At 52.9% G+C, this 20968-nt stretch carries 17 protein-coding genes; 9 read left to right on the forward strand and 8 right to left on the reverse strand.

The genetic code is table 11. The annotated features are described in order from the left end of the window. Positions 1–10: 10 nt before the first annotated feature. Positions 11–2179 (reverse strand): TonB-dependent receptor plug domain-containing protein, encoded by a 2169-nt coding sequence (locus tag MYB54_RS07195; RefSeq protein WP_371928277.1) that lies wholly within the window; start codon positions 2177–2179, stop codon positions 11–13. A 408-nt stretch (positions 2180–2587) separates the two neighbouring features. Between MYB54_RS07195 and hutW the strand changes: the two genes are divergently transcribed. From hutW to fdhE, 8 genes are all read left to right on the forward strand, one after another. Next, positions 2588–3901 (forward strand): heme anaerobic degradation radical SAM methyltransferase ChuW/HutW, encoded by a 1314-nt coding sequence (gene hutW, locus MYB54_RS07200; RefSeq protein WP_010295340.1) that lies wholly within the window; start codon positions 2588–2590, stop codon positions 3899–3901. Between the two features lie 14 nt (positions 3902–3915). Next, positions 3916–4416, forward strand: coding sequence for a heme utilization cystosolic carrier protein HutX (hutX, locus tag MYB54_RS07205; RefSeq protein ID WP_248721720.1), 501 nt, complete (start codon positions 3916–3918; stop codon positions 4414–4416). Further along, positions 4413–5042: an NAD(P)H-binding protein gene (locus tag MYB54_RS07210; protein ID WP_039497494.1), complete on the forward strand. Its 630-nt coding sequence runs from the start codon at positions 4413–4415 to the stop codon at positions 5040–5042. The genes hutX and MYB54_RS07210 overlap by 4 nt, the downstream gene beginning before the upstream one ends. A 160-nt stretch (positions 5043–5202) precedes the next feature. Beyond that, positions 5203–5679: a YlaC family protein gene (locus tag MYB54_RS07215; RefSeq protein WP_039281801.1), complete on the forward strand. Its 477-nt coding sequence runs from the start codon at positions 5203–5205 to the stop codon at positions 5677–5679. Positions 5680–6182: 503 nt separating this feature from the next. Beyond that, positions 6183–8612 (forward strand): membrane-bound PQQ-dependent dehydrogenase, glucose/quinate/shikimate family, encoded by a 2430-nt coding sequence (locus MYB54_RS07220; RefSeq protein WP_248721721.1) that lies wholly within the window; start codon positions 6183–6185, stop codon positions 8610–8612. A 247-nt stretch (positions 8613–8859) separates the two neighbouring features. Beyond that, entirely contained in the window at positions 8860–9582 is a 723-nt protein-coding gene (locus MYB54_RS07225) for a glutamine amidotransferase (protein WP_014916010.1), read from the forward strand. Between the two features lie 121 nt (positions 9583–9703). Then, the gene (locus MYB54_RS07230) at positions 9704–11155 is read left to right on the forward strand and encodes an aminotransferase-like domain-containing protein (RefSeq protein WP_039548921.1); all 1452 of its coding nucleotides are present in this window, start codon (positions 9704–9706) and stop codon (positions 11153–11155) included. A 236-nt stretch (positions 11156–11391) separates the two neighbouring features. After that, entirely contained in the window at positions 11392–12321 is a 930-nt protein-coding gene (fdhE, locus tag MYB54_RS07235) for a formate dehydrogenase accessory protein FdhE (protein ID WP_014916008.1), read from the forward strand. An 89-nt stretch (positions 12322–12410) separates the two neighbouring features. On the opposite strand, the gene MYB54_RS07240 is transcribed toward fdhE, so the two are convergent. The 7 genes from MYB54_RS07240 to MYB54_RS07270 all read right to left on the reverse strand — a co-directional run bounded on the left by MYB54_RS07240 (position 12411) and on the right by MYB54_RS07270 (position 19123). Further along, a complete protein-coding gene (locus MYB54_RS07240) occupies positions 12411–12731 on the reverse strand; it encodes a DUF202 domain-containing protein (protein ID WP_014916007.1) in 321 nt (106 codons plus the stop codon). Positions 12732–12734: 3 nt separating this feature from the next. After that, a complete protein-coding gene (locus MYB54_RS07245; protein WP_014916006.1) occupies positions 12735–13100 on the reverse strand; it encodes a YidH family protein in 366 nt (121 codons plus the stop codon). A 168-nt stretch (positions 13101–13268) separates the two neighbouring features. Further along, a complete protein-coding gene (gene cydX / locus MYB54_RS07250; protein WP_010278781.1) occupies positions 13269–13373 on the reverse strand; it encodes a cytochrome bd-I oxidase subunit CydX in 105 nt (34 codons plus the stop codon). Positions 13374–13392: 19 nt separating this feature from the next. Beyond that, on the reverse strand, positions 13393–14532 hold the full coding sequence (cydB, locus tag MYB54_RS07255) for a cytochrome d ubiquinol oxidase subunit II (protein WP_014916005.1): 1140 nt from the start codon (positions 14530–14532) through the stop codon (positions 13393–13395). Positions 14533–14546: 14 nt separating this feature from the next. Next, positions 14547–16124, reverse strand: coding sequence for a cytochrome ubiquinol oxidase subunit I (gene cydA / locus MYB54_RS07260; protein WP_205543601.1), 1578 nt, complete (start codon positions 16122–16124; stop codon positions 14547–14549). A 549-nt stretch (positions 16125–16673) separates the two neighbouring features. Further along, entirely contained in the window at positions 16674–17291 is a 618-nt protein-coding gene (locus MYB54_RS07265) for a tail fiber assembly protein (protein ID WP_248721722.1), read from the reverse strand. Further along, positions 17291–19123, reverse strand: coding sequence for a phage tail protein (locus MYB54_RS07270; protein ID WP_241262316.1), 1833 nt, complete (start codon positions 19121–19123; stop codon positions 17291–17293). The genes MYB54_RS07265 and MYB54_RS07270 overlap by 1 nt, the downstream gene beginning before the upstream one ends. A gap of 219 nt (positions 19124–19342) precedes the next feature. Here MYB54_RS07270 and MYB54_RS07275 point away from each other — a divergent pair, with 219 nt between their 5' ends. Continuing rightward, the gene (locus MYB54_RS07275; RefSeq protein WP_206555016.1) at positions 19343–20632 is read left to right on the forward strand and encodes a nitrate regulatory protein; all 1290 of its coding nucleotides are present in this window, start codon (positions 19343–19345) and stop codon (positions 20630–20632) included. Positions 20633–20968: the final 336 nt, after the last annotated feature.

The following is a 20968-nucleotide window of genomic DNA, read 5'->3' on the forward strand; positions in this document are numbered from 1 at the left end:
ATCATGATGCTTAGAATGAGAACGCCGCGCCAATCGCGGTGCTGAAGCCGGATGCAGGAATGCTTTCATGCGCGGTGGTATAGCGCTTATCCAGCAGGTTATTCAGCGCCAGGGTGACCTGGTATTGATTCTCGCTACCGAAGGTACTGGTAAATTCCAGATTAGCCGTTGCCCAACCGCTGTGCTGGACGGCGGTATCTGCCGTTTCATCCTTCGCACGTGAGGCCGCTCGGAGGTAGAGATCAGACTCCAGCTCCATACGTTCGAACAGCATGATGTTTTTGACCCCGACGCGGCCAGTAAAGGTGGGTTCACCCGTGCGATAGGTGCTGCGAGTCGGCAATTCCAGCTCACGGCGGATGATGTTGCCGTTAACGTAAGGAGACAGCGTCCAGCCGAGGTATTCCGCATACATTTCCATCCCGTACGTAGTCGCACGGTTGGCGTTGGCGTAGTAGCGGCTGCTGCTGTCCGTACTGCCGGAACAGACGGCGTTACCGGCGCAGTTCAGCGTGGTGATGTAGTCTTTGGCGCGTGAATGGTAGATCGCGCTGTCCAGCAGCCAGCTATCGTCTTTATAGCGCATGCCGACTTCATAGTTATCCGACTTTTCCGCTTTCAGATTGGCGTTGCCGTAAGTGGTGCTCCCGCCGGCCGCCGTGTCGTAAAACTTATGCGTCAGGGTAGGGTAGACATAACCTTGCGCAAAGGAGGCGCGCAACTGGATATTATCAAAGCCGGAATAGCGCAGGCTGCTGGCGGTGACTAATGTACTGTCACTTTCCTTCGCGGCGGCGGACGTACTGTTGTTCGGCATCACCATACCGTTCATTCTCACGGTGCCTGTCTTCTGGCCACCGTAGGAGAGTGATTCAACCCAGTATTGGCGTGCGCCCAGTGTCCACGTCCAGTCCGGTGTTATTTTCCATTCATCCTGTGCGAACAGCGCCCAGCTATTCTGTCGCCAGTGGTTATTGGATATTGAGCTTGGGTTAACCGACAGAGAAGGCATTCCCATGGGCGATAACGATCCCGTTACCCGGACATCGGAGAAGGCATTTTGCTTCACGACATCGGAGAGCCATTGTCCCCCAGCGATCAGCGAGTGTCCGGCTAATGGCGTGATATCCGCTTGTAAGGTCAATCCCCGACTGGTCTGTTTGTCGCCGGTTCCTGTACTCATCGCCATTTTGCCTTGATAAAGCGCCATGCCGTTATAGCGAAGTGGGTTACCGCTCTGCGACAGATCGTTACGGAATTCGCGTTTGATATTTTGCTGATAGGCATCCAGATGCAGGTTTTTCAGCACATCGCCGCCGATCTGCCAGTCATAAAATAGGCCGACCTTCTTTCTTTCCAGTTCAGGAATGCGCACGCTGAAGCTGTCGTATTCATCCGAGTCGGTGTAGGTCTGCGTGCTGAGCTTGAAGCTGTCCAGCGACAGGCCGAATTTATGATCGCCAAGACGATACCCGAGCCAGGCGGACTGCCCGCTGTTGCGGAAGTGGGTATCCGGCAGACGGCCATCCGGCGTGCTGCGGTTGCCCTGATCGCTATAGCTGCCGCTGAGGCGATAGTCAAAATTACCGATGGAGCCGTAGGCTAAACCCGATTCCTGCCAGCCTGCGGTCGCGCTGTCATAAACGGCTTTGATTTTGCCGCTCAGCGGTTTATCTCCGCCTTTGCGGGTAATAAAGTTGATCACGCCGCCGATAGCCTGCGAGCCATATAATACCGAATGCGGGCCTTTCACGACTTCAATGCGTTCAATATAAGAAGGATCGATTAATAATCCGAGGCTGTAATTGGGGCCCGCGCGTTGATAGGTGACTTCCTGTCCGTCAATTAGCACTAATACGCGTGAGGCTTCTTCGCCGCGAATACGTATTTGTTTCCGACCGGCCAATGCGGTATCGGTAATATCGACGCCGGGAATATCACGCAGTGCTTCAGCAATAGAATCACCCGTATATTTATTCAGCTTTTCATTATCGATAACCTGCATCGTAACCGGGCTTTCCCATAAATTCTGTTCCGTTCTCCCTGCACTAATAACGGTTATTTCATCGCTGTTTGTGGTCGAATGATTTGTAGATGAATCGTTTGGAGCTGCATTAATTGCGCCGCTATAAATAGCAGGCAGCATAAAGAGAGCCCAGTGTGTGGCCTTTTTATTCATGGCTTTTTCTCTGAAAAGTTAATGATTATCATTAACGTTATCATTTGGGCGAGAACGGCGATAATTAAATTTGAATGAATATTAAAAAATGTGACTGCAATCTCATTTATTATTAAATAAGGACTTGCAATATTTTATTGGTTGTTAAATTAACGAATTTTAATGTAGTGATTTTTGTTTTCATTTATTTAACATTTAAAGTGGGTGTAGTGGATTAATACTATGAAAGTAATGAGAAATAACCGTATTTATTTATATCTGCAATTTTAACCAAAATAAGCAAATCGGTTAATTTAAAGAGAAAATGACGCGAAAAGAATAACCCGCCTCCTTTCTGCCTGCTGGGCAGGTTGCCAAATAAAAATAATTATCATTTAATTTATTTTATTGATTATTTGGGGGCCGTTAATGAACATCGATTTGACGCCGTATTATGCCGAGCCCGGTGAGCAGCCTTTTGGCGCCCGACGTATGGCAATGCCTTGGCGCAACCATGTGCCGCTTTCACCAGAACAGATTCCTGCCGGTTGGCAGACGTTGAAGCAGCAGACAGTGCCTGCGCGTAAGCGCCTGCTCTACCTGCACATTCCTTTCTGCGCCACGCACTGCACGTTCTGCGGTTTTTATCAAAACAAACTGCGTGATGACAGCACGGCGACCTATACCCGTTATCTGTTACAGGAATTGGCGATGGAAGCGGACAGCCCGCTGCATCAGTCTGCGCCGATTCATGCGGTGTACTTTGGTGGGGGTACACCAACGGCGCTGGCGGCCGATGAGCTGTCGCAGATCATTCGCGCGATCCGTACGTCTCTGCCGCTGGCACCGGACTGTGAAATCACAGTAGAAGGGCGGGCGATGGATTTTGACGATGAGCGGATCGATGCCTGTCTGGATGCCGGAGCGAACCGCTTCTCTATCGGGATTCAGACGTTCGATACCCGTATTCGTCAGCGTATGGCGCGTACGTCGGATAAGCAGCAGTCAATTCGCTTCCTTGAGCGTCTGTGTGAGCGCGACCGAGCCGCCGTAGTGTGCGATCTGATGTTCGGTCTACCGGAGCAAACGCCGGAAATCTGGCGCGAAGATTTGGCCATCGTCAGCGATTTACCGTTAGATGGCGTCGATCTGTATGCGCTGAATCTGTTACCAACCACGCCGCTGGCGAAAGCGGCTGAAAACCAGCGTGTGGCGCTGCCTGATGTGGTTGCCCGTCGTGATTTTTACCGGACTGGCGCGGCATTTCTGGCCGATGCTGGCTGGCACCAGCTTAGCAATAGCCACTGGGCGCGCACTACGCGTGAACGTAACCTGTATAACCTGCTGATTAAACAAGGCGCGGACTGTCTGGCAATGGGCAGCGGCGCGGGCGGCAATATAAACGGGCAAGCCTACATGATGGAACGCAGCCTGGAGCGCTACTACCAGCAGATCGATCAAGGGCAAAAACCGATCATGATGATGACGCCAGCCAGTCCGACCGGGCCGTGGCAGCATCAGCTTCAGGCAGGTATTGAGGTCGGTCGTATCAAGTTGCCTCAACTGACCCGACATGCCCGTGAACTTCAGCCGTTGCTTAGCCAGTGGCATCAGGCCGGGTTGACCTGTGACGATTCCACCTGCCTGCGCCTGACCAACGATGGCCGCTTCTGGGCGAACAACCTGATGCAGGCATTACAACAAATTATCCCCCAGCTTAATGCCGAAGAGCATGCGCACTAACCGGAGACGCAACCATGACTATGACACTGAATGAATTACTGGCAACCAACCCTGATGGCACGCTGGAAGAGATTGCCGGAAAATATAATACCTCGTTGTTTGCTGTCGTAGAGGCCTTGCCTGCGGCGCAGCGTACGCTGGCGACGGGCGATCGTTTCGATCACATTTGGGACACGATTGCGACTTGGGGTGAAGTGACGCTAATCAGCCACACGGCGGACGCGATTCTGGAATTCAAGAGCGAGCTGCCAACCGGTACGCATCGCCACGGTTACTTTAACCTGCGCGGCAAAAATGGCCTGAGCGGACATATCCGCGCAACGAGCTGTCAGCACATTGCGTTTATTGAACGTAAATTCATGGGGATGGACACGGCGTCCGTGGTGTTCTTTAATGCCAGCGGTGCGGCGATGTTTAAAATTTTCCTTGGACGAGACAGCCACCGCCAGTTGCTGAGCGCTCAGGTTGAGGCGTTCCGTGCGCTGGCGAGTGAATTACAACCGGAGCAGGTATGACGTGGTTACTTTTCGGCGCAGGCAATGGAGTCGGCGCCTGCTTATTACAGCGCGCTATTGAGTGCGAGCAGGCGGTCGTACTCGTATTACGTAATCCTGAACAGGCCAAACACTGGCGTGAGCAGGGAATGACGGTAGTAGAAGGCGATGCCTGCGACCCGGAAACGGTCGCGGAAGCCTGTCGTGTGGCGGGGCCTTCTGCCATTGTGGTATCGACAATGGGCGGCGGCACGGTAAATTATCAGGGGCATCGCACGGTGATCGATGGTGCTGAACAGGCAGGTCTTAAACGTATGTTGCTGGTGACATCACTGGGCTGCGGCGATAGCTGGCCGCTGTTGTCGCCACGCGCCAGAGCCGCGTTTGGCTTCGCGGTGCGTGAGAAATCGCTGGCAGAAAGCTGGCTGCAAAGCAGTACGTTGGATCACTGTATTGTTCGTCCCGGCGGTCTGCTGGACGTGGTTGCGACGCACAATGCAAAACTGACGCAGGGTGCTGCTACGCTGGGATTGGTGTCACGTTGGGATGTCGCGCTGGCGGTTGATCAGCTGTTGCAGCAACCCGTGTTTGGCAATCACATCTACAATCTGATCGATCCCGATCTCACGATGCCCGCCATTCCGTAATCTCCACTATTTTGTCACCGAAGTTGCCGGGGTAATTCATCCCGGCAACAGGCAAACTGTTATAGTTAATCTGTCGAAAACTGTATCTGTTATCTCTCATGGGGCTATGTTCTAATCGATGCCAGCAGTGTTGTATTCCTCAAGCGCGATGGTGATGACGATGGATGAAGTAAAACGCCTTCTGACCGAAGAGATCGAACGTATTAATCGGGAAGAAAAACGCGACAATAAAATACGTTTTAGCCGTAAATTCATGCAGTCACACCCCTATCTGTTTGCTGCGATGCTGGTGAGCTACGTGCCGGTCGCGATCATCCTCTTTTATGCCCCTTATTTTGGTTTACCGTATCTGATCGGTTTCACGGTTTTCCTGCTGGTGATGACGCTGGCGCTCTCGGTAGATATCAACCCGACCTATCGCTTTGAAGACATTGATACGCTGGATCTCCGTGTTTGTTATAACGGCGAGTGGTTTACGGTCCGCCATGTATCACAGGACACGCAGGATAAGCTGCTACGCAACGAGCAGGTGCCATCAGCCGTGAAAGCAGGGATAGAGCAAATTCGACGTACGAAAGGTGACGTTGATTTCTACGATGTTTTCTCGCTAGCCTACCGCAAGCAACCTTCTGCCTGAACGATATAAAACAGCCTGCCTTATATACCCTAAATAATTCGAGTTTCAGGAAGGCGGCAAGGAAAGGAATCCCGATGAGCTTACTCAGGTAAGTGATTCGGGTGACTGGACGTAGCCAACGCACATGAAACTTGAAGTATGACGGGTATAAAATAACGGTCGTTTATATTCCCTCTATATATCATCACAATAAGAAACTTTTATTATTCTATTTTCCTTGCGGATATCTCATCCGACCAAGGTAAATCCTTATTAAATAAAATGTTATAGAAATTTTATTTTCTTATTAAGAAAATGCAATATGATTGTGACCCTTTAAAAAACATCTACGCTATGTAAGTGGGGCGGAAACGATATATCCAGCATATTTATGCGGTTCTCGATCCTCGTTCTCGCTTTTCTAAAACACTAACGTAATGCATTCCTTTCTTCATCATTGTGTTAGATGTGGGGCAAATGAAATGATGTGAAGACAAGGTTTGCTCATATTGATGGAATTTTCTATGGCAAAACCACTTGTGTCCAGGTTGCAGGGTATCTGGCTGCTAATCTTGGGGTTAATCGTAACGGCGATAGGTGCTTTTTTTGCCTATTATGGTGCCAAACTGATTGGTTTGGGGGGGAGCCCTTATTTTCTGGTATCCGGTTTGGTACTGCTGATTTCCGGCGTACTGCTCTGGCGTAAAAACGTCTTCGGTGCTTATTTATACGGTGCCGTTTTGTTGGGAACCGTTATTTGGGCATTGTGGGACGTGGGGCTGGATTTCTGGCCGTTGGTATCGCGTTTGCTCACGCTGACAGGGATTGCCATTCTGGTTGCGCTGTCATTACCTCTCTTGCGTAACTCCGCGGGTAAGCAACCTGCTTGGCGTGTTGCTGGACTTTCTGCTGGCGTACTGGCGCTGGCCTTTGTTGCCACCGTCGCCGGGATGTTCGTTCCCCATGCGCCGGTGCCTTCTTCCGGTGATCAACTGCCGCTCGTTCCTGTTAAGCCCGGTGAAGAACAGCAAAACTGGAGCAATTACGGTAACACTTCTGGTGCGTCGCGTTTTGTCGCGTTGGATCAGGTCACGCGTGATAACGTAAAAGATCTCCAGGTTGCCTGGACATATCGCACGGGTGATGTGCCACAAAGTCCGGGTGGCGGTGGCGCTGAAGATCAGCAGACTCCGCTGCAAGTCGGTAACCGGTTATTCCTGTGTACCCCGCATAACAACATCATTGCTGTGGATGCCACAAGCGGTGAACAGTTGTGGAAAACGGAAATCGGCGCGCACCAGAAAAAGTGGATGCGCTGTCGTGGCCTGGCCTATTTTGATGCTACACAGCCGCTAGCGCAGCCTGTCGTTCCGGGATCTACGCCAGTGGCGCAGGTTTCTGTGCCTGCTGGTGCAGTCTGTCAGCGTCGTATTCTGATGAATAGCGTAACGCCAGAGCTGATCGCCGTGGATGCAGATACCGGGGCATTTTGTCCGGATTTTGGCACCAATGGCCGGGTTGATCTCAGCGATCACATGGGTAAGGGCAGCGATAAGGGGCAATATTATCCGACGTCAGCGCCCACATTGGCAGGGACGACTATCGTTATTGGCGGCAGGGTCGCGGATAACGTCAGTATCGATATGCCCGGCGGCGTCGTTCGCGGGTTTGATGTCATTACTGGCAAACTGCGTTGGGCATTTGATCCCGGCAATCCGCAAGAGACGACAGAACCAGCACAAGGTCAGGATTATACGCGTTCGACACCGAATGTCTGGGCACCAATGTCCTACGATCCGCAGTCAAATACGGTATTCATGCCGACGGGGAGTGCCGCGATTGACCTGTGGGGCGTTAAGCGTAGCGATCTGGATCGTAAATTTGGCGCGTCAATGGTGGCTGTTGATGCTTCTACGGGACAGGTCAAATGGGTCTACCAGACTGTCCATGATGATTTGTGGGACTTTGATGTGCCGATGCAGCCTTCCTTCGTCGATTTCCCAGGCGAAAATGGCAAAAGCGTACCCGCACTGGTGTTTGGCACCAAAGCAGGCCAGCTCTTCGTTCTTGACCGGATGACGGGAAAACCGTTGACGAAAGTCGAAGAGAGGAACGTCGAGCAGGGTGACATTCCGAGTGAAGTGTATTCGCCGACTCAGCCTGTTTCCGTCGGTATGCCGCAGATTGGCGCGGATGTTCTCAAAGAGTCCGATATGTGGGGAGCTACGCCGTTCGACCAGTTGCTCTGCCGCGTCCACTTCAAATCTAAACGTTACAATGGGCTGTTTACCCCGCCGGGACACGATCCGTCACTCAACCTGCCAGGCTCTTTAGGTGGCATGAACTGGGGCGGTCTCTCTACGGATCCGGTGAATAACTACCTGTTTGTCAACGATATGAGAGTGGGGCTTGAGGTTCAGCTTGTACCGACCTCGGCTGAGGATAAAGGTAAGAAAAGTGATGGTAACGAAGCGGCCAGCATTGATCGTCCGGTACCGCTGGATGGCACGCCGTATTCGGTTAATGCGAAAGTGCGTTTCATGTCACCTATTGAGATTCCTTGCCAGAAACCGCCATTTGGCACGCTGACGGCGGTGGATTTAAAAACGCAGAAAATCGCCTGGCAGATTCCGGTGGGAACGGTAGAAGATACGGGACCGTTCGGTATTAAGATGGGACTGCCAATTCCGATTGGTATGCCAACGATTGGCGGCACGCTGGCCACTCAGGGCGGTCTGGTATTTATCGCCTCCACACAGGATTACTATCTGCGTGCCTTTGATAGCTCGACGGGTAAAGAGGTATGGAAAGCGCGACTGCCAGTGGGAAGCCAGAGCACGCCCATCAGCTACAAGTCTCCGGTTGATGGTAAGCAGTATGTCGTTATTTCGGCAGGCGGCGCGCGTAACTCACCGGATCGCGGAGATTATGTTGTTGCCTATCGGCTTCCGTGATCGAGGCATAATGTGTTGCTTCTGAAGCGATAAGCGTTGATAAAAGGCCGCCTGTTGTTAAGGTGGCCTTTTACTATCCAGCGCATACACATATCCAGCATATGTACATATCTAGCGCATGACATGGGTAGGAATCGTATTACGTTAGTGCTACGTTCATTGAAGACACAGGGCGTTATAGGCTTGTAGTTTTTCAACCGAATGGTTTTTCAAATTTGTGATTTTCAAATACGGGCAGAACAGGACGATGAGCGAAAAGGTATTGCTGGTGATTCAGTTGGGCCAACCGCCGGAAGGCATTGCGTCTCAGGTTGGGCAACAGGGGAAGTGGTTTACCGATGCGGTGCAGGGGAACATGCAGCCGGTGCAGGTGGTCCGTCCCGATCTCGGAGAGCGACTGCCGTCGTTTGATACGCTGGCGGCGGTGGTGATCTCCGGTTCGTGGTCGATGGTCACCGATCGACTGGACTGGAGCGAATACACCGCAGGCTGGCTGCGTGAAGCGTATTACGCGGATGTTCCGCTGCTGGGCGTGTGCTATGGGCACCAACTGCTCGCCGATGCGCTGGGCGGTAAAGTAGGAGATAACCCGAACGGCAAGGAAGTGGGCGTTCAGGTTGTGACAACCCATGAAGCCGCGGCGCAAGACATCTTGCTGCGTGATTATCCGCCGCAGTTCGGCGCTTATCTGACCCATCAGCAATCCGTGCTGGAACCGCCGGAAGGTGCACAGGTGCTGGCAAGTTCAGAGATGGATGGCTGCCAGATTATCCGCTACAGCGATAAAGTCCTGACCGTGCAATTTCACCCGGAATTCAGCGCGGACATCATGCTGACGTGCCTGCGTCATAATGAAGCGGCGCTACGACAGGGCGGCTGGGATGTCGATCGGATGATGGATATTCCGCAGGAACCCGTCTGGGCGCGCAAGATTCTGCTGGATTTTGTACAACGCTACGCGGCGAAATAGTCCTCGCACATAGTCCTCGAACAGCGCGTTGTTCTCGATAAAGCATCCTTCTCGATCATGACCTGTCGGTGGTGATCGAGCTAAAAATAATGACAGACTCACCCACCGAAACCGTAGCGCTATGGCAAAGTTTGAACAGCTCGCTCACCAGATCCGTGAGCAGCTTCAGGAAGGGATCTGGCAGCCGGGCGACAAACTGCCCTCGCTGCGGGAAAAATCACTGCATTCGGGTATGAGCCTGATGACCGTGCTGCACGCCTATCAGCTGCTGGAAAGTCAGGGGCTGATTGTGTCGCGTCCACAGTCGGGTTATTACGCGGCACCAAAGCTGTCCACGCTACCAGCAGACAGCCTGCATTCGCCCGTGGGGCAGGAGCGCGTTCAACTGACCGAAGACGTGGATGTCAACGCGTTCATTTTTGATGTGCTTCAGGCCAGCAAAGATCCGGCGGTCATGCCGTTCGGATCGGCGTTTCCCGATCCACAGCTCTTCCCACAGCGTCAGTTGACGCGCTCGTTGGCCTCGGTGGCGCGTCATATGCAGCCACACAGCGCGCTGGATAACTTGCCGCCGGGTAATGAAAGCCTGAGGAAGAACATCGCTCAGCGCTATGCGTTGCAGGGGATTGCCGTCTCGCCCGATGAGATTGTGATTACGGCGGGCGCGATGGAGTCCCTTAATCTCAGCCTTCAGGCGCTGACGGAACCGGGCGATTATGTGGTGATCGAATCTCCCGCTTTTTATGGCGCGCTACAGGCGATCGAACGCCTCAAACTCAAAGCGATTGCGATTGCAACCGATCCGCAGCAGGGCATCGATCTTGATGCATTGCAGCAGGCGCTGAACGACTATCCGATAAAAGCCTGCTGGCTGATGACCAATTTTCATAATCCGCTCGGTTGCACGCTGTCCTGGGAGAAGAAACAGCGGCTGGTGGCGATGCTGGAAAAGCACGGCGTCGGGCTGGTAGAGGATGATGTCTACAGCGAGCTTTATACGGGCCTGCAGCGTCCGTTGCCCGCAAAAGCGTTGGATAAAAAAGGCACGATTCTGCACTGCTCCTCGTTTTCTAAAAATCTGGTAGCAGGGTTCCGCATCGGCTGGGTGGCGGCCGGAAGCTATGCGGGCAGCATTCAGCGTTTACAACTGATGAGTACCTTATCAACCAGCGCACCCATGCAGTTGGCGATTGCGGATTATCTGGCGACCAGCAGCTATGACAGCCACCTGCGCCGCCTGCGCCGAGCGTTGGAACAGCGTAAACACGCGGCATTACAGTCGCTACGCCGGCATTTCCCGGGCGACGTCCTCATTAATCATTCGCAAGGTGGCTATTTTCTCTGGCTGGAATTGCCTGAGGGCGTCAGTAGCACGGAGCTATACCGCCGCGCGCTGGAGCGGGGCGTCAGTATTGCACCGGGGAAAATGTTCACGACCGGCGACAAATACGATCGCTATTTTCGCTTCAACGCCTCCTATGAATGGGATGAGCGCTGCGAACAAAGCGTGATCGTATTGGCAGCGCTGATTCGATCGCAGATAAGCGAGCGTCTGGCGCGATCACCCCTTTAGAGGTGTGGAGATGTTTGCCGCTTTTCTGCTACTGTTTCCGTCATAGCGGAAGGTGACTGAATGGATGGCGAAAAACAGCCATAACCTTGCCGGAAATCAGAAAGTCGCTAGTCACGATGCGTATAATGCCGACTAAAGGTGAGCTATACCCGCTATCTTTCGGACCGCGCTGGCGGCCTTCCTGCACCCCGAAATCTATCGGATAGACAACGTAAACAACAGGAAAAATTCCCCTGATGAGTATTCGCATTGTTCCTCAGGAACAGTTAGAACAGAACGAAAAATCGATGCCGGAAGGGAATATTCCTCCGTTGCTTTTTGCCAATCTGAAAAGCCTGTACAGCAGTCGCGCGGAGCGTCTGCGTCAGTTAGCTGAAGATCACCCGCTGGGGGACTATCTCACTTTCGCCGCAGGCGTGGTGGAAGCCCAGCAGAAGGTATTGCACGATCATCCGTTGAAGCTTGACCTGAGTGACGTGCTGAAACAGTCTGGTGAACGTCCGCCGCTTGATATCACGGTGTTCCCGCGTGATGCGCACTGGCACACGCTGCTGCGTGCGCTGATCGAAGAATTAAAGCCGGATGCCAGCGGGCAGGTGTTATCCACGCTGGAGAATCTGGAAAAAGCCTCAGAGCAGGAGCTGGAAGAACAGGCAACGGCGCTGCTGCAACACGAATTTCGTGCCGAGAGCAATGATAAAGCCCCGTTCATCTGGGCGGCGCTGTCGCTGTTTTGGGCGCAGATGGCAAGCCAACTGCCCGGTAAAGCGCGTGCCGTACCCGGCGAACATCGCCAGTTTTGCCCCGTGTGCGGCAGTATTCCGGTCTCGGGCGTGGTGCAGTTAGGTACGTCCAGCGGGCTGCGTTATCTGCACTGTAATCTGTGCGAAAGCGAATGGCACATGGTGCGGGTGAAATGCAGCAACTGTGAAGAATCGAGCGAACTGAATTACTGGTCGCTGGATAGCGAAAACTCCGCCATCAAAGCGGAAAGCTGTGGCCACTGTGGCACGTATCTGAAGCTGCTATATCAGGAAAAAGACCACCGAGTGGAAGCCGTCGCCGACGATTTGGCTTCGCTGGTGCTGGATGTGAAAATGGAGGAAGAAGGTTTTTCTCGCAGTAGCATCAACCCGTTCCTGTTCCCGGAAAGTTCGATCGAATAATCCGTCTAATCGGTGAAGCGCGTTTGGGCTTCACCGTCTTTCTTTTCAGAAAACCTTTCTTTTCAGAAAAAATGACAGAAAATCGGGGCTTACCACACGCCGCTGAAATGCAGCAGCAAGACCAGCGCGGTGAGCACAATTGACGCTGACGTGAGCACGATCAGCCCGTGGCTGGCGCGTGATAGCACCGGTTGGCAATAGGCGTTAAAGCGGTAGCGCAGAATCGCCAGCACCGACATCAACGCAGAAACGCACAAGAGCAGAATGGCGCAGGCAAACACTACTCGGCTGTCATTTACCATGCTCAGACGAAAACACAGCAGGCTGTTGATCAGCATCACAAACAGCGTACGTGACCAGGCCATGCCGGTTCGCTGTGGCTGTAACCCCGGATCGCGAGTCGTGTCCATGCGCTACCCGAACAGAATCATCGCGGCAAGCGCGATGGCAATGAGGGTGATGAACAGCGTCACGATCAGCAGCATTGGCGTATACGGCATGTCGCTTTCCTGACGCATCGCTTTCTCATTACTCACCCAGCGACGATACGCCAACGCACCGAGCAGTGCCGCGCTAACGACCAGCAACAGCGACAGCCCTTGACGCAACAGCGGATCGATGTGCACGGTAAATTGATCGATACCCACCGCGCCGGCAAGAAACGCCAGCGCGGTGCGAATCCACGCCAGAAAGGTGCGCTCATTCGCTAATGAAAAACGGTAGTCCGGGGTTTTCCCCTGACTCCACCACGGTGTTTTGTCCTGTCTGGGTGTTGTCATGTTGTCGTCTGATTTCAGGTTAAAGAGGGCATCTGATTGGGCGCAGCGTCTGCATTCTAGCGCCCTTGGCGGGTTTCGTCTGCCCTGATGACGGCATCAGCGACAATTGTTTCAGCGATGCTGTCTCAGTAAAGAATGATGAAGCGCCCGGTGAGGCGCTTCGTTTTCTCAGGAAGCGTCTTTGCCCGCTTCATGGTTCTCTACTGCCAGCGCGGTGACCAGCGCGAACGCGCAGGCCAGCAACGTGCCGAGTATCCAGGCGAAATACCACATGCTCTTTCTCCTCAAGTTGTTAGTAAACGGAATGCTTATTGGCTTCGATGTAGCGGGCATCAATCCGGCCAAACATTTTGTAATAACACCAGCTGGTATAAAGCAGGATGGTGGGGACAAAAATACAGGCCAGAATGGTCATCACCTGAAGCGTAAGCTGGCTGGACGTGGCATCCCAGATGGTCAGACTGACGTTGGGATCGAAGCTGGAAGGCATCACGAAGGGGAACAGCGTAATTCCTGCCGTCAGAATCACGCAGACAATCGTCAGTGATGAGGTTAGGAAACCCCAGCCGCAGCGGTTTACGCGAGAGAAGAGGCAGGTGAACCACGGCAGAACCACACCTAATGCGGGGATCGCCCACAGCGTAGGGTGTGCCGTAAAGTTGGTTAACCACGCCCCGGCCTGTTGGACCACCTCTTTATTCAGCGGGTTAGACGGGGCGGCTTTATCCAGCGTGGAGGTAATCACGTAGCCGTCGATTCCTGTTAGCACCCAAAAGCCAGCCAGTAAGAAGGTGAGGCTCATCAGCGCGCTGGCGATCAGGACGGTTTTTTGCGCGCGACGCTGAAGCGCCTCTGTGGTGCGCATTTGCAGGTAAATTGCACCGTGTGTGACGATCATAGCGACACTCACGACGCCTGCCAGTAGCCCGAACGGATTCAACAGGCCAAAGAACCCGCCGTGGTAGGTGAGGCGCAAATACATATCGACGCTCAGCGGCACGCCCTGCAACAGGTTGCCTAATGCGATGCCGAACACCAGCGTGGGGACGAAACTGCCGATGAAAATGCCCCAGTCCCACATATTGCGCCAGCGCTGGTTTTCCAGCTTGGAGCGATAATCAAAGCCAACCGGGCGGAAAAACAGAGCGGCGAGCACCAGAATCATGGCGAAGTAGAAACCGGAAAACGCGGCGGCATAAACCATCGGCCAGGCAGCGAACAGTGCGCCCGCCGCGGTGATCAGCCAGACCTGATTGCCGTCCCAGTGCGGGGCTATCACGTTAATCATGACCCGCCTTTCAGTATCGTTCTTGCCCAGCAGGCGCAGCAGAATGCCCACGCCCATGTCAAAGCCGTCGGTGATGGCAAAGCCGATGAACAACAGGCCAATCAATCCCCACCAAATCAGGCGTAATGTTTCATAATCCAGCATTATTATGGCTCCCGTTATGGTTTTGCAGGTGTCGCAAGGGGTTGTGTCGTCGGTTGTTCAAAGTGGTAGCGGCCGGTTTTCAGGCTGCTTGGCCCCAGTCGGGCAAACTTGAACATCAGATACATTTCCGCGACCAGAAACAGCGTATACAGTCCGCAAATCAACCCCATCGACAGCAGGATGTCGTGTGCTTCCAGAGACGAATTGGCGATCGCGGTAGGCAGGACCTCACCGACTGCCCACGGCTGACGACCGTACTCGGCGACGAACCAGCCGGATTCAATCGCGATCCAGGGCAGGGGAATCCCGTACAGCGCTGCGCGGTGTAGCCATTTACGCTGGCCCATGCGGCCGCGTATCACGCTCCAGAACGACAGCGCAAAAATGCCGAGCATCAGCACGCCACAGCCAACCATCAGACGGAAAGCGACATACAGCGGCGCGACGCGCGGGATTGAGTCTTTGGTTGCCTGCTGAATCTGGTTTTCGCTGGCGTTGGCGACATCATCGGTATAGCGCTTAAGCAGAAGGCCGTAGCCAAGATCGCGCTTGGCAGCCTCAAATTGGGCACGAACGGCGGGGTCGGTATTACCTGAGCGCAGTTCCTCCAGCAGACCATAGGCCGTCATGCCGTTACGAATGCGAATCTCATGTTGCTCCATCAGGTCTTTAATGCCGACGACGGGTTTGTCGAGTGAACGCGTAGCGATGAGCCCCAGCAGGTAGGGAACGTGGATCGCATAATCGTTCTGCATCGTTTCCTGATTGGGGATGGCGAACAGCGTGAAAGACGCGGGGGCGGGCTGTGTTTCCCATTCGGCTTCGATCGCCGCCAGCTTGGTTTTCTGCACATCGCCCATGACATAGCCGGATTCATCACCCAGTACGATCACGGACAGCACCGAGGCCAGACCGAAACTGGCGGCAATGGCGAATGAGCGCTTGGCAAAGGCGATATCGCGGCCTCTCAGCAGATAGTAAGAACTGATCCCGAGGACGAACATCGCGCCAGCGGTGTAGCCCGCTGCCACGGTGTGGACGAACTTCACCTGCGCGACCGGGTTCAGCACCAGTTCGGCGAAGCTCAGCATTTCCATGCGCATGGTTTCGTAATTGAACTCAGCGGCAATCGGGTTTTGCATCCAGCCGTTGGCGACCAGAATCCACAGGGCGGAAAAGTTGGAGCCCAGCGCGACGAACCAGGTCACCAGCATATGCTGGACTTTGGTCAGGCGATCCCAGCCGAAAAAGAACAGGCCGATGAGTGTAGATTCGAGGAAGAACGCCATGAGTCCTTCCATCGCCAGCGGCGCGCCAAAAATATCGCCCACGTAGTGAGAATAGTAAGACCAGTTGGTGCCGAACTGGAATTCCAGCGTCAGACCGGTTGCCACGCCCAGCGCAAAGTTGATGGCGAACAGCTTGCCCCAGAATTTGGTCATATCCTTATAAATTTGCTTGCCGGTTAACACATACGTGGTGTTCATAATGGCGAGCAGGAAAGATAATCCCAGCGTCAGTGGGACAAAAAGAAAGTGATACATGGCAGTCAGGGCAAATTGCAGCCGCGACAGCTCAACGACATCAAACATGTTAGGCTCCTAGCTTCAGGCAGGAAAATGCACGCCATATTGTTATTCCGATGCTTGCCGGAATAAATCGTGACGAATAAAACGAAAATAAATTACCGCCGACGGTATTTGCATCCGTCCGAAATTAACTTCACTGATTGAAGTGAGATAAGAATAAGTAGTGGGTAAAACGTGCAGGGATTATAGCGTGCAAAAATGGAAGGATAAATAGTACAGTTTGTTGATTTGATTTTTTATCGCTAATACCACTATTTTGTTTTTATATTTTAATTTGACTTTATTTTTTGGTTTTTAATTTTATTAAAATGTAATTATCAGCTTATTATTCTTAAGTTTTATCGGTGCTGAGATTTGAAACTAATTAAAATAGTACAGATTTGAGATGCATAAATATAACAGTTTCATTTTTTATTTAATTTTACATTTGGCGATAAAAATAATTAGGAATTATCAGAATATCCTGCTCAAAGAGAGGGAGATGAGATGTGTGTGCCGTACGCTAAAATACGGCACACCATTATTGATGTAATGGGATGCGGGTTACACCGATTACACGGAAGGCGCTACTGGCCACACGACGGATGCAGCCGTGAGGTCAATACGGTTCAACGTAACCAGATAAATTTTCCATTGGGTTAGCCGTTCTTGCTCTTCATCCGTGGCAATAGCCAAGTCCACTGCGTAGCTCAGCTCGGCAATTTGGGTAGTTGCTGTCGCGCGCCGTGCCGCCAGCTCCTGCTGTAGGTTTTTGGTTACGGCAAGTTGTTGCGCCTCCTGATTTGTCACCCATGCCGCACCATCCCATTGATCAAACTCGGTTGATGGAGCCAGAAAGGTCATATTTTCAGGCAGTTCGCCGAATTGCATAACCGTCTGTGGCTGGCGGGTTTCTGTGCTGTAAACCGTCTGACCGCGATAGTCTGGCACCTGTTCCCATGCCTTACCGTCTGCACTACGGCGCAAGGCCTGGCCGGCAGGCGGCAATTGCGGTTCGTCGGCGTAGCTGTCGGCGGGCAGACCAACACCTTGCATCACATATTCATAGCTGGCGCTCTGATATTCCCGCGTAGCCGGGTTCACGTGATAAACCGTAATCCAGCCTGTATTGATGGCTAAGCCGTGCTCGTTCAGTTCTGCGTTTTTAATTTGTGTTGAATAATTGCTCATTATGCGGCTCTCACGATGTAGTTAAAGGCGATATTGCGGGGACGGTTTTCGTTTGCTGTTGGGACGACGCGTGATGCGTCTAATTTTGAGCGATACCAAGCGTTTGCATCGCTGCTATTCACTACACTCAGATAGATATCAGTATCGCGTAGTTTTTCACTCTCGTCGTAATACAACGCACCTGCTGACGAGTTTGTTTTTATTTTTCCATCCGCGTCATAACCATAAAATAAGCTGCCCGTTATGTTTCGAATTGCATCGCCCTGTGCTGACATCAACGCACGCCCAGCATCAACCCCACGACCGTCATCCCAGCCGCGCACGAACTCGCCGCGCAGGTCTGGCAGGAAAGATGACGGATAGCGGGACGCTAAAATCGGATACAGTGATTTATCAAATGCCTGGCCATTGCATTTCAACCAGCCTTCTGGCGCGACGGCGCCGGGGAATAGTTGCGGCATGCCTGCCAGCTCAGATGTGTGCACAGCGCCAATCGCGGATGGCGTCAGGTTCCCTGTCGTCCACACGTCGTGATAGTTGTGCTGTAACTTTTTCGACAGGAAAATAACATCTGACAACGTCTCGCCGGGCGCGGGCGGGATGACCGCCAGACGTGAGTTATAATCTGTATCGCTTTTTCCATCGGTATGAAAGTCAATATAACAATGCGATGGATTTCCATTAACAGAACCGTATTCAATCACATAATCATCGTATGAATCAGGATCATGGATTTCTATAATTCTGGATGGGATACGCGTGACGTGTGCATGAGAAAAAATGGGCGTTACCCACCCTTGCCAACTGCCACCTTTCAATACCACCCATGCTGATTTTGATGGGTTAGTGACATCGACGACGCTCAGTACACCAAACCCATCCGTCGATGATTTCCATTCCATGATGCTTGGGCCAAAACCAACAGGTAGCCCCGTGACATTGTTCGGATCGGCTTGATATAAATTTGATGCCGTATTGCTCTTAAAATAATCAAGAATATTGACGCGGCTTATTTGCACGGCTTTGCTGCCCCATGCCGATTCAATTATGCCGATATTCTTGCGGAACAATGCAGCATTCGGAATATCTGCACCGTTCTGATCTTTTGCCAGCTTACCCGCTAGTGCATTCAACACCGTGGTGCTGAAGTTCGGATCATTACCTAATGCGTTCGCCAATTCTTGCAGCGTATCGAGCGCCGCAGGAGAACCATTAACCAATGCTGCTACGACGGATTTCACAAAGGCCGTTGTCGCCAATTGTGTGTCATTAGAACCGGATGCAGCAGTCGGTGCGGTTGGTGTTCCTGTTAATGCCGGACTCGCTTTGGGGGCATATTGAGGGTGCGCATCGAGGATGGAAGTATGAGCATTCAGCTTACTGGCCGCGTCAGTTTTCACATCAGCAATCGCATTCAATACGGTTGTGCTGAAGTTAGGGTCATTACCTAATGCATTCGCCAGCTCTTGCAGCGTATCCAGTGCCGCCGGAGAACCATTAACCAATGCGGCTATGGCGGCTTTCACAAAGGCCGTTGTCGCCAATTGTGTGTCATTAGAGCCGGATGCAGCCGTTGGCGCTGTGGGCGTTCCTGTCAGCGCCGGGCTATTTTTTGGGGCATATTGTGAATGCGGATCGCTGGCGGCGAGATGGGTTTGCAAACTATCGCCAGTCGCTTCCTGCATTTTTTTCAGATAAGCCGTGCGGCTGGCTAACTGTTCTGCCTGACGGTTGGAAATTCCCCCTGGACCTGCGATAACGCGATCCGCTACTTCAAGCTGATAAATCCCATCAACCCAGTTTTCTTGTTCAGATAAATTCGCCACGCTCATGCGCTCCTGAGGCTATAAAACAGTGTTAGTAACGATGCAGAGCGTACCTTCTGAGATGGCGAGGGTTTAGCAACGGAGTTTAAAAATTGAGGTGAAACGTGTGCGGAAGCGGCAGTCACCGTACGGATGTGATGTCCTTGCTTCCTGATAACTGTGAGCTGATGCAAATGGCGCGCTAATTGCATAGTCCTGATTGTGGTCTTTTCAGGAGAGAGTGCAATGGTGGCGGAGCCTTCAACGACAATTCGATTTTTACTTGCCTCGCGCCAGTGTGAGCTGAACAGCCTGCGCTACCTGCTGCAAAGCGGTGAGCTGGTGGGCAAAATTAGCCAGCTCGTCCATCTATTGCAGCGCGAACGGGGAACAGCCAACCTGTTTCTGTGCTCCGATGGCCGACTGTTCGCTGACGAGCTGGCGCTACGTGAGAAAGATGTGCAGGTGGCGCAGACGCATTTGATGACGCATCTGGCCGGGTTGGAAAAAATGACGGCGGAGTTACCGCAGGCGAGCCGTTTATTCAGCCGCGTTGCCAGCGTGGTTTATGCGCTAAGTCTATTGCCCGCGCTGCGTCAGCAGATTCGCCAGCGTTTGCTGCCTCAGCCGCAGGCGATGACGTTTTTCAACGACATTATCCGTAATCTGCTGGCGCTGGTTTTTGAGGTCTCGGATACGGCTGCCGATCCGGGAATTTCCCGCGCGCTGATTGCCATGTTCAGCTTTATGCAGGGGAAAGAGCTGGCGGGGCAGGAGCGGGCGATCGGCGCCGCGGCCTATGCGGCGGGCAGCGTCGATGAGGAAACCCGGCAAAAGCTGCTGGATTTGATCGAGCGGCAGGAGCGTTGTTTCGATACCTTTCTGAATTTTAGTGATGAAGAAAACCAGCAGCGCTGGCGTGCTATTGCATTAGACAGCGAATTTGAGCGCCTGCGTCGCATTGTGTGCACCCGCAGCCCGATAGAAAAGCTGTCGGAAGCGGATAGTCTGCACTGGTTTTCGATTGCCACGCGGCGCATCGACGAAATGAAGCAGATGGAAGATGAGCTGGAGCAGACGCTGATGCAGCGCTGCCGTACCCGTATTGCGGCAGCGGAGAAGGCGTGCAGCGATCAGCGCGCGGATCTCGACGCGCTGATGGTGCAGCAGGAGCATGACGATCCCGGTTATTCGATATTTATCGCTGGTCATGACGTGGAAGGGCAGAGCGTCCCTCCCGGCTGGCTGAATAGCGATGGTGTCAGTCCACAGCTGGGACGATCGCTGTTATCGCTGGTGCAGCAACAATCGCGGCGCTTACAGGCGCAGGATCATGAACTGGCTGCGCTACGAGCCACGTTGAATGAAAGAAAGCAGATCGATCGCGCGAAAGGTTTGCTGATGCAGCACCGTGGATTAAGCGAAGAAGAGGCCTACAAAACCCTGCGTCGCATGGCGATGAGTCAGAATAAAAAGCTGATTGACATCGCGACGGCGATGCTCGCGGTGGCAGATGTATTCGGAGATACCCCTTAAGAGGTATATGCACATGAACTGTGCGTGTTCTGCTTGCTCGCGGTGCAAGACGCCGTCTTGTGAGTGGGAAATCGTGGCGTCAATAGCGGAGTAACTGAGGGGGTGAAGTGGTTTCGTGCGTAGCGGGTTCTCGCTGTCGTTGTGTTGTGATGAGCGTAAATAACGCTGAAGGAAAAACAGGCTTAGGATGAGCGGCAGGGAAGCCGCGAAAGCCGTTGCCGCGTCGGGAACGCGTCAACGGCGGTCCGTTAAGAGGCTGTTTTTTTTGAAGGTATCGCGTAGCGACGTTATTTCTCGCGGAAAGCCGCGGGTCACGGGGCGGCGGCGACTGAGCGC

It is taken from the genome of Pectobacterium nicotianae (assembly GCF_023272715.1).
GTDB lineage: Bacteria > Pseudomonadota > Gammaproteobacteria > Enterobacterales > Enterobacteriaceae > Pectobacterium > Pectobacterium brasiliense.

Bases quoted from the DNA above. Each gene is read 5' to 3' on its own strand.
- MYB54_RS07195 (WP_371928277.1), bottom strand. From the start codon at position 2,179: ATGAATAAAAAGGCCACACACTGGGCTCTCTTTATGCTGCCTGCTATT.
- hutW (WP_010295340.1), top strand. From the start codon at position 2,588: ATGAACATCGATTTGACGCCGTATTATGCCGAGCCCGGTGAGCAGCCT.
- hutX (WP_248721720.1), top strand. From the start codon at position 3,916: ATGACTATGACACTGAATGAATTACTGGCAACCAACCCTGATGGCACG.
- MYB54_RS07210 (WP_039497494.1), top strand. From the start codon at position 4,413: ATGACGTGGTTACTTTTCGGCGCAGGCAATGGAGTCGGCGCCTGCTTA.
- MYB54_RS07215 (WP_039281801.1), top strand. From the start codon at position 5,203: ATGGATGAAGTAAAACGCCTTCTGACCGAAGAGATCGAACGTATTAAT.
- MYB54_RS07220 (WP_248721721.1), top strand. From the start codon at position 6,183: ATGGCAAAACCACTTGTGTCCAGGTTGCAGGGTATCTGGCTGCTAATC.
- MYB54_RS07225 (WP_014916010.1), top strand. From the start codon at position 8,860: ATGAGCGAAAAGGTATTGCTGGTGATTCAGTTGGGCCAACCGCCGGAA.
- MYB54_RS07230 (WP_039548921.1), top strand. From the start codon at position 9,704: ATGGCAAAGTTTGAACAGCTCGCTCACCAGATCCGTGAGCAGCTTCAG.
- fdhE (WP_014916008.1), top strand. From the start codon at position 11,392: ATGAGTATTCGCATTGTTCCTCAGGAACAGTTAGAACAGAACGAAAAA.
- MYB54_RS07240 (WP_014916007.1), bottom strand. From the start codon at position 12,731: ATGGACACGACTCGCGATCCGGGGTTACAGCCACAGCGAACCGGCATG.
- MYB54_RS07245 (WP_014916006.1), bottom strand. From the start codon at position 13,100: ATGACAACACCCAGACAGGACAAAACACCGTGGTGGAGTCAGGGGAAA.
- cydX (WP_010278781.1), bottom strand. From the start codon at position 13,373: ATGTGGTATTTCGCCTGGATACTCGGCACGTTGCTGGCCTGCGCGTTC.
- cydB (WP_014916005.1), bottom strand. From the start codon at position 14,532: ATGCTGGATTATGAAACATTACGCCTGATTTGGTGGGGATTGATTGGC.
- cydA (WP_205543601.1), bottom strand. From the start codon at position 16,124: ATGTTTGATGTCGTTGAGCTGTCGCGGCTGCAATTTGCCCTGACTGCC.
- MYB54_RS07265 (WP_248721722.1), bottom strand. From the start codon at position 17,291: ATGAGCAATTATTCAACACAAATTAAAAACGCAGAACTGAACGAGCAC.
- MYB54_RS07270 (WP_241262316.1), bottom strand. From the start codon at position 19,123: ATGAGCGTGGCGAATTTATCTGAACAAGAAAACTGGGTTGATGGGATT.
- MYB54_RS07275 (WP_206555016.1), top strand. From the start codon at position 19,343: ATGGTGGCGGAGCCTTCAACGACAATTCGATTTTTACTTGCCTCGCGC.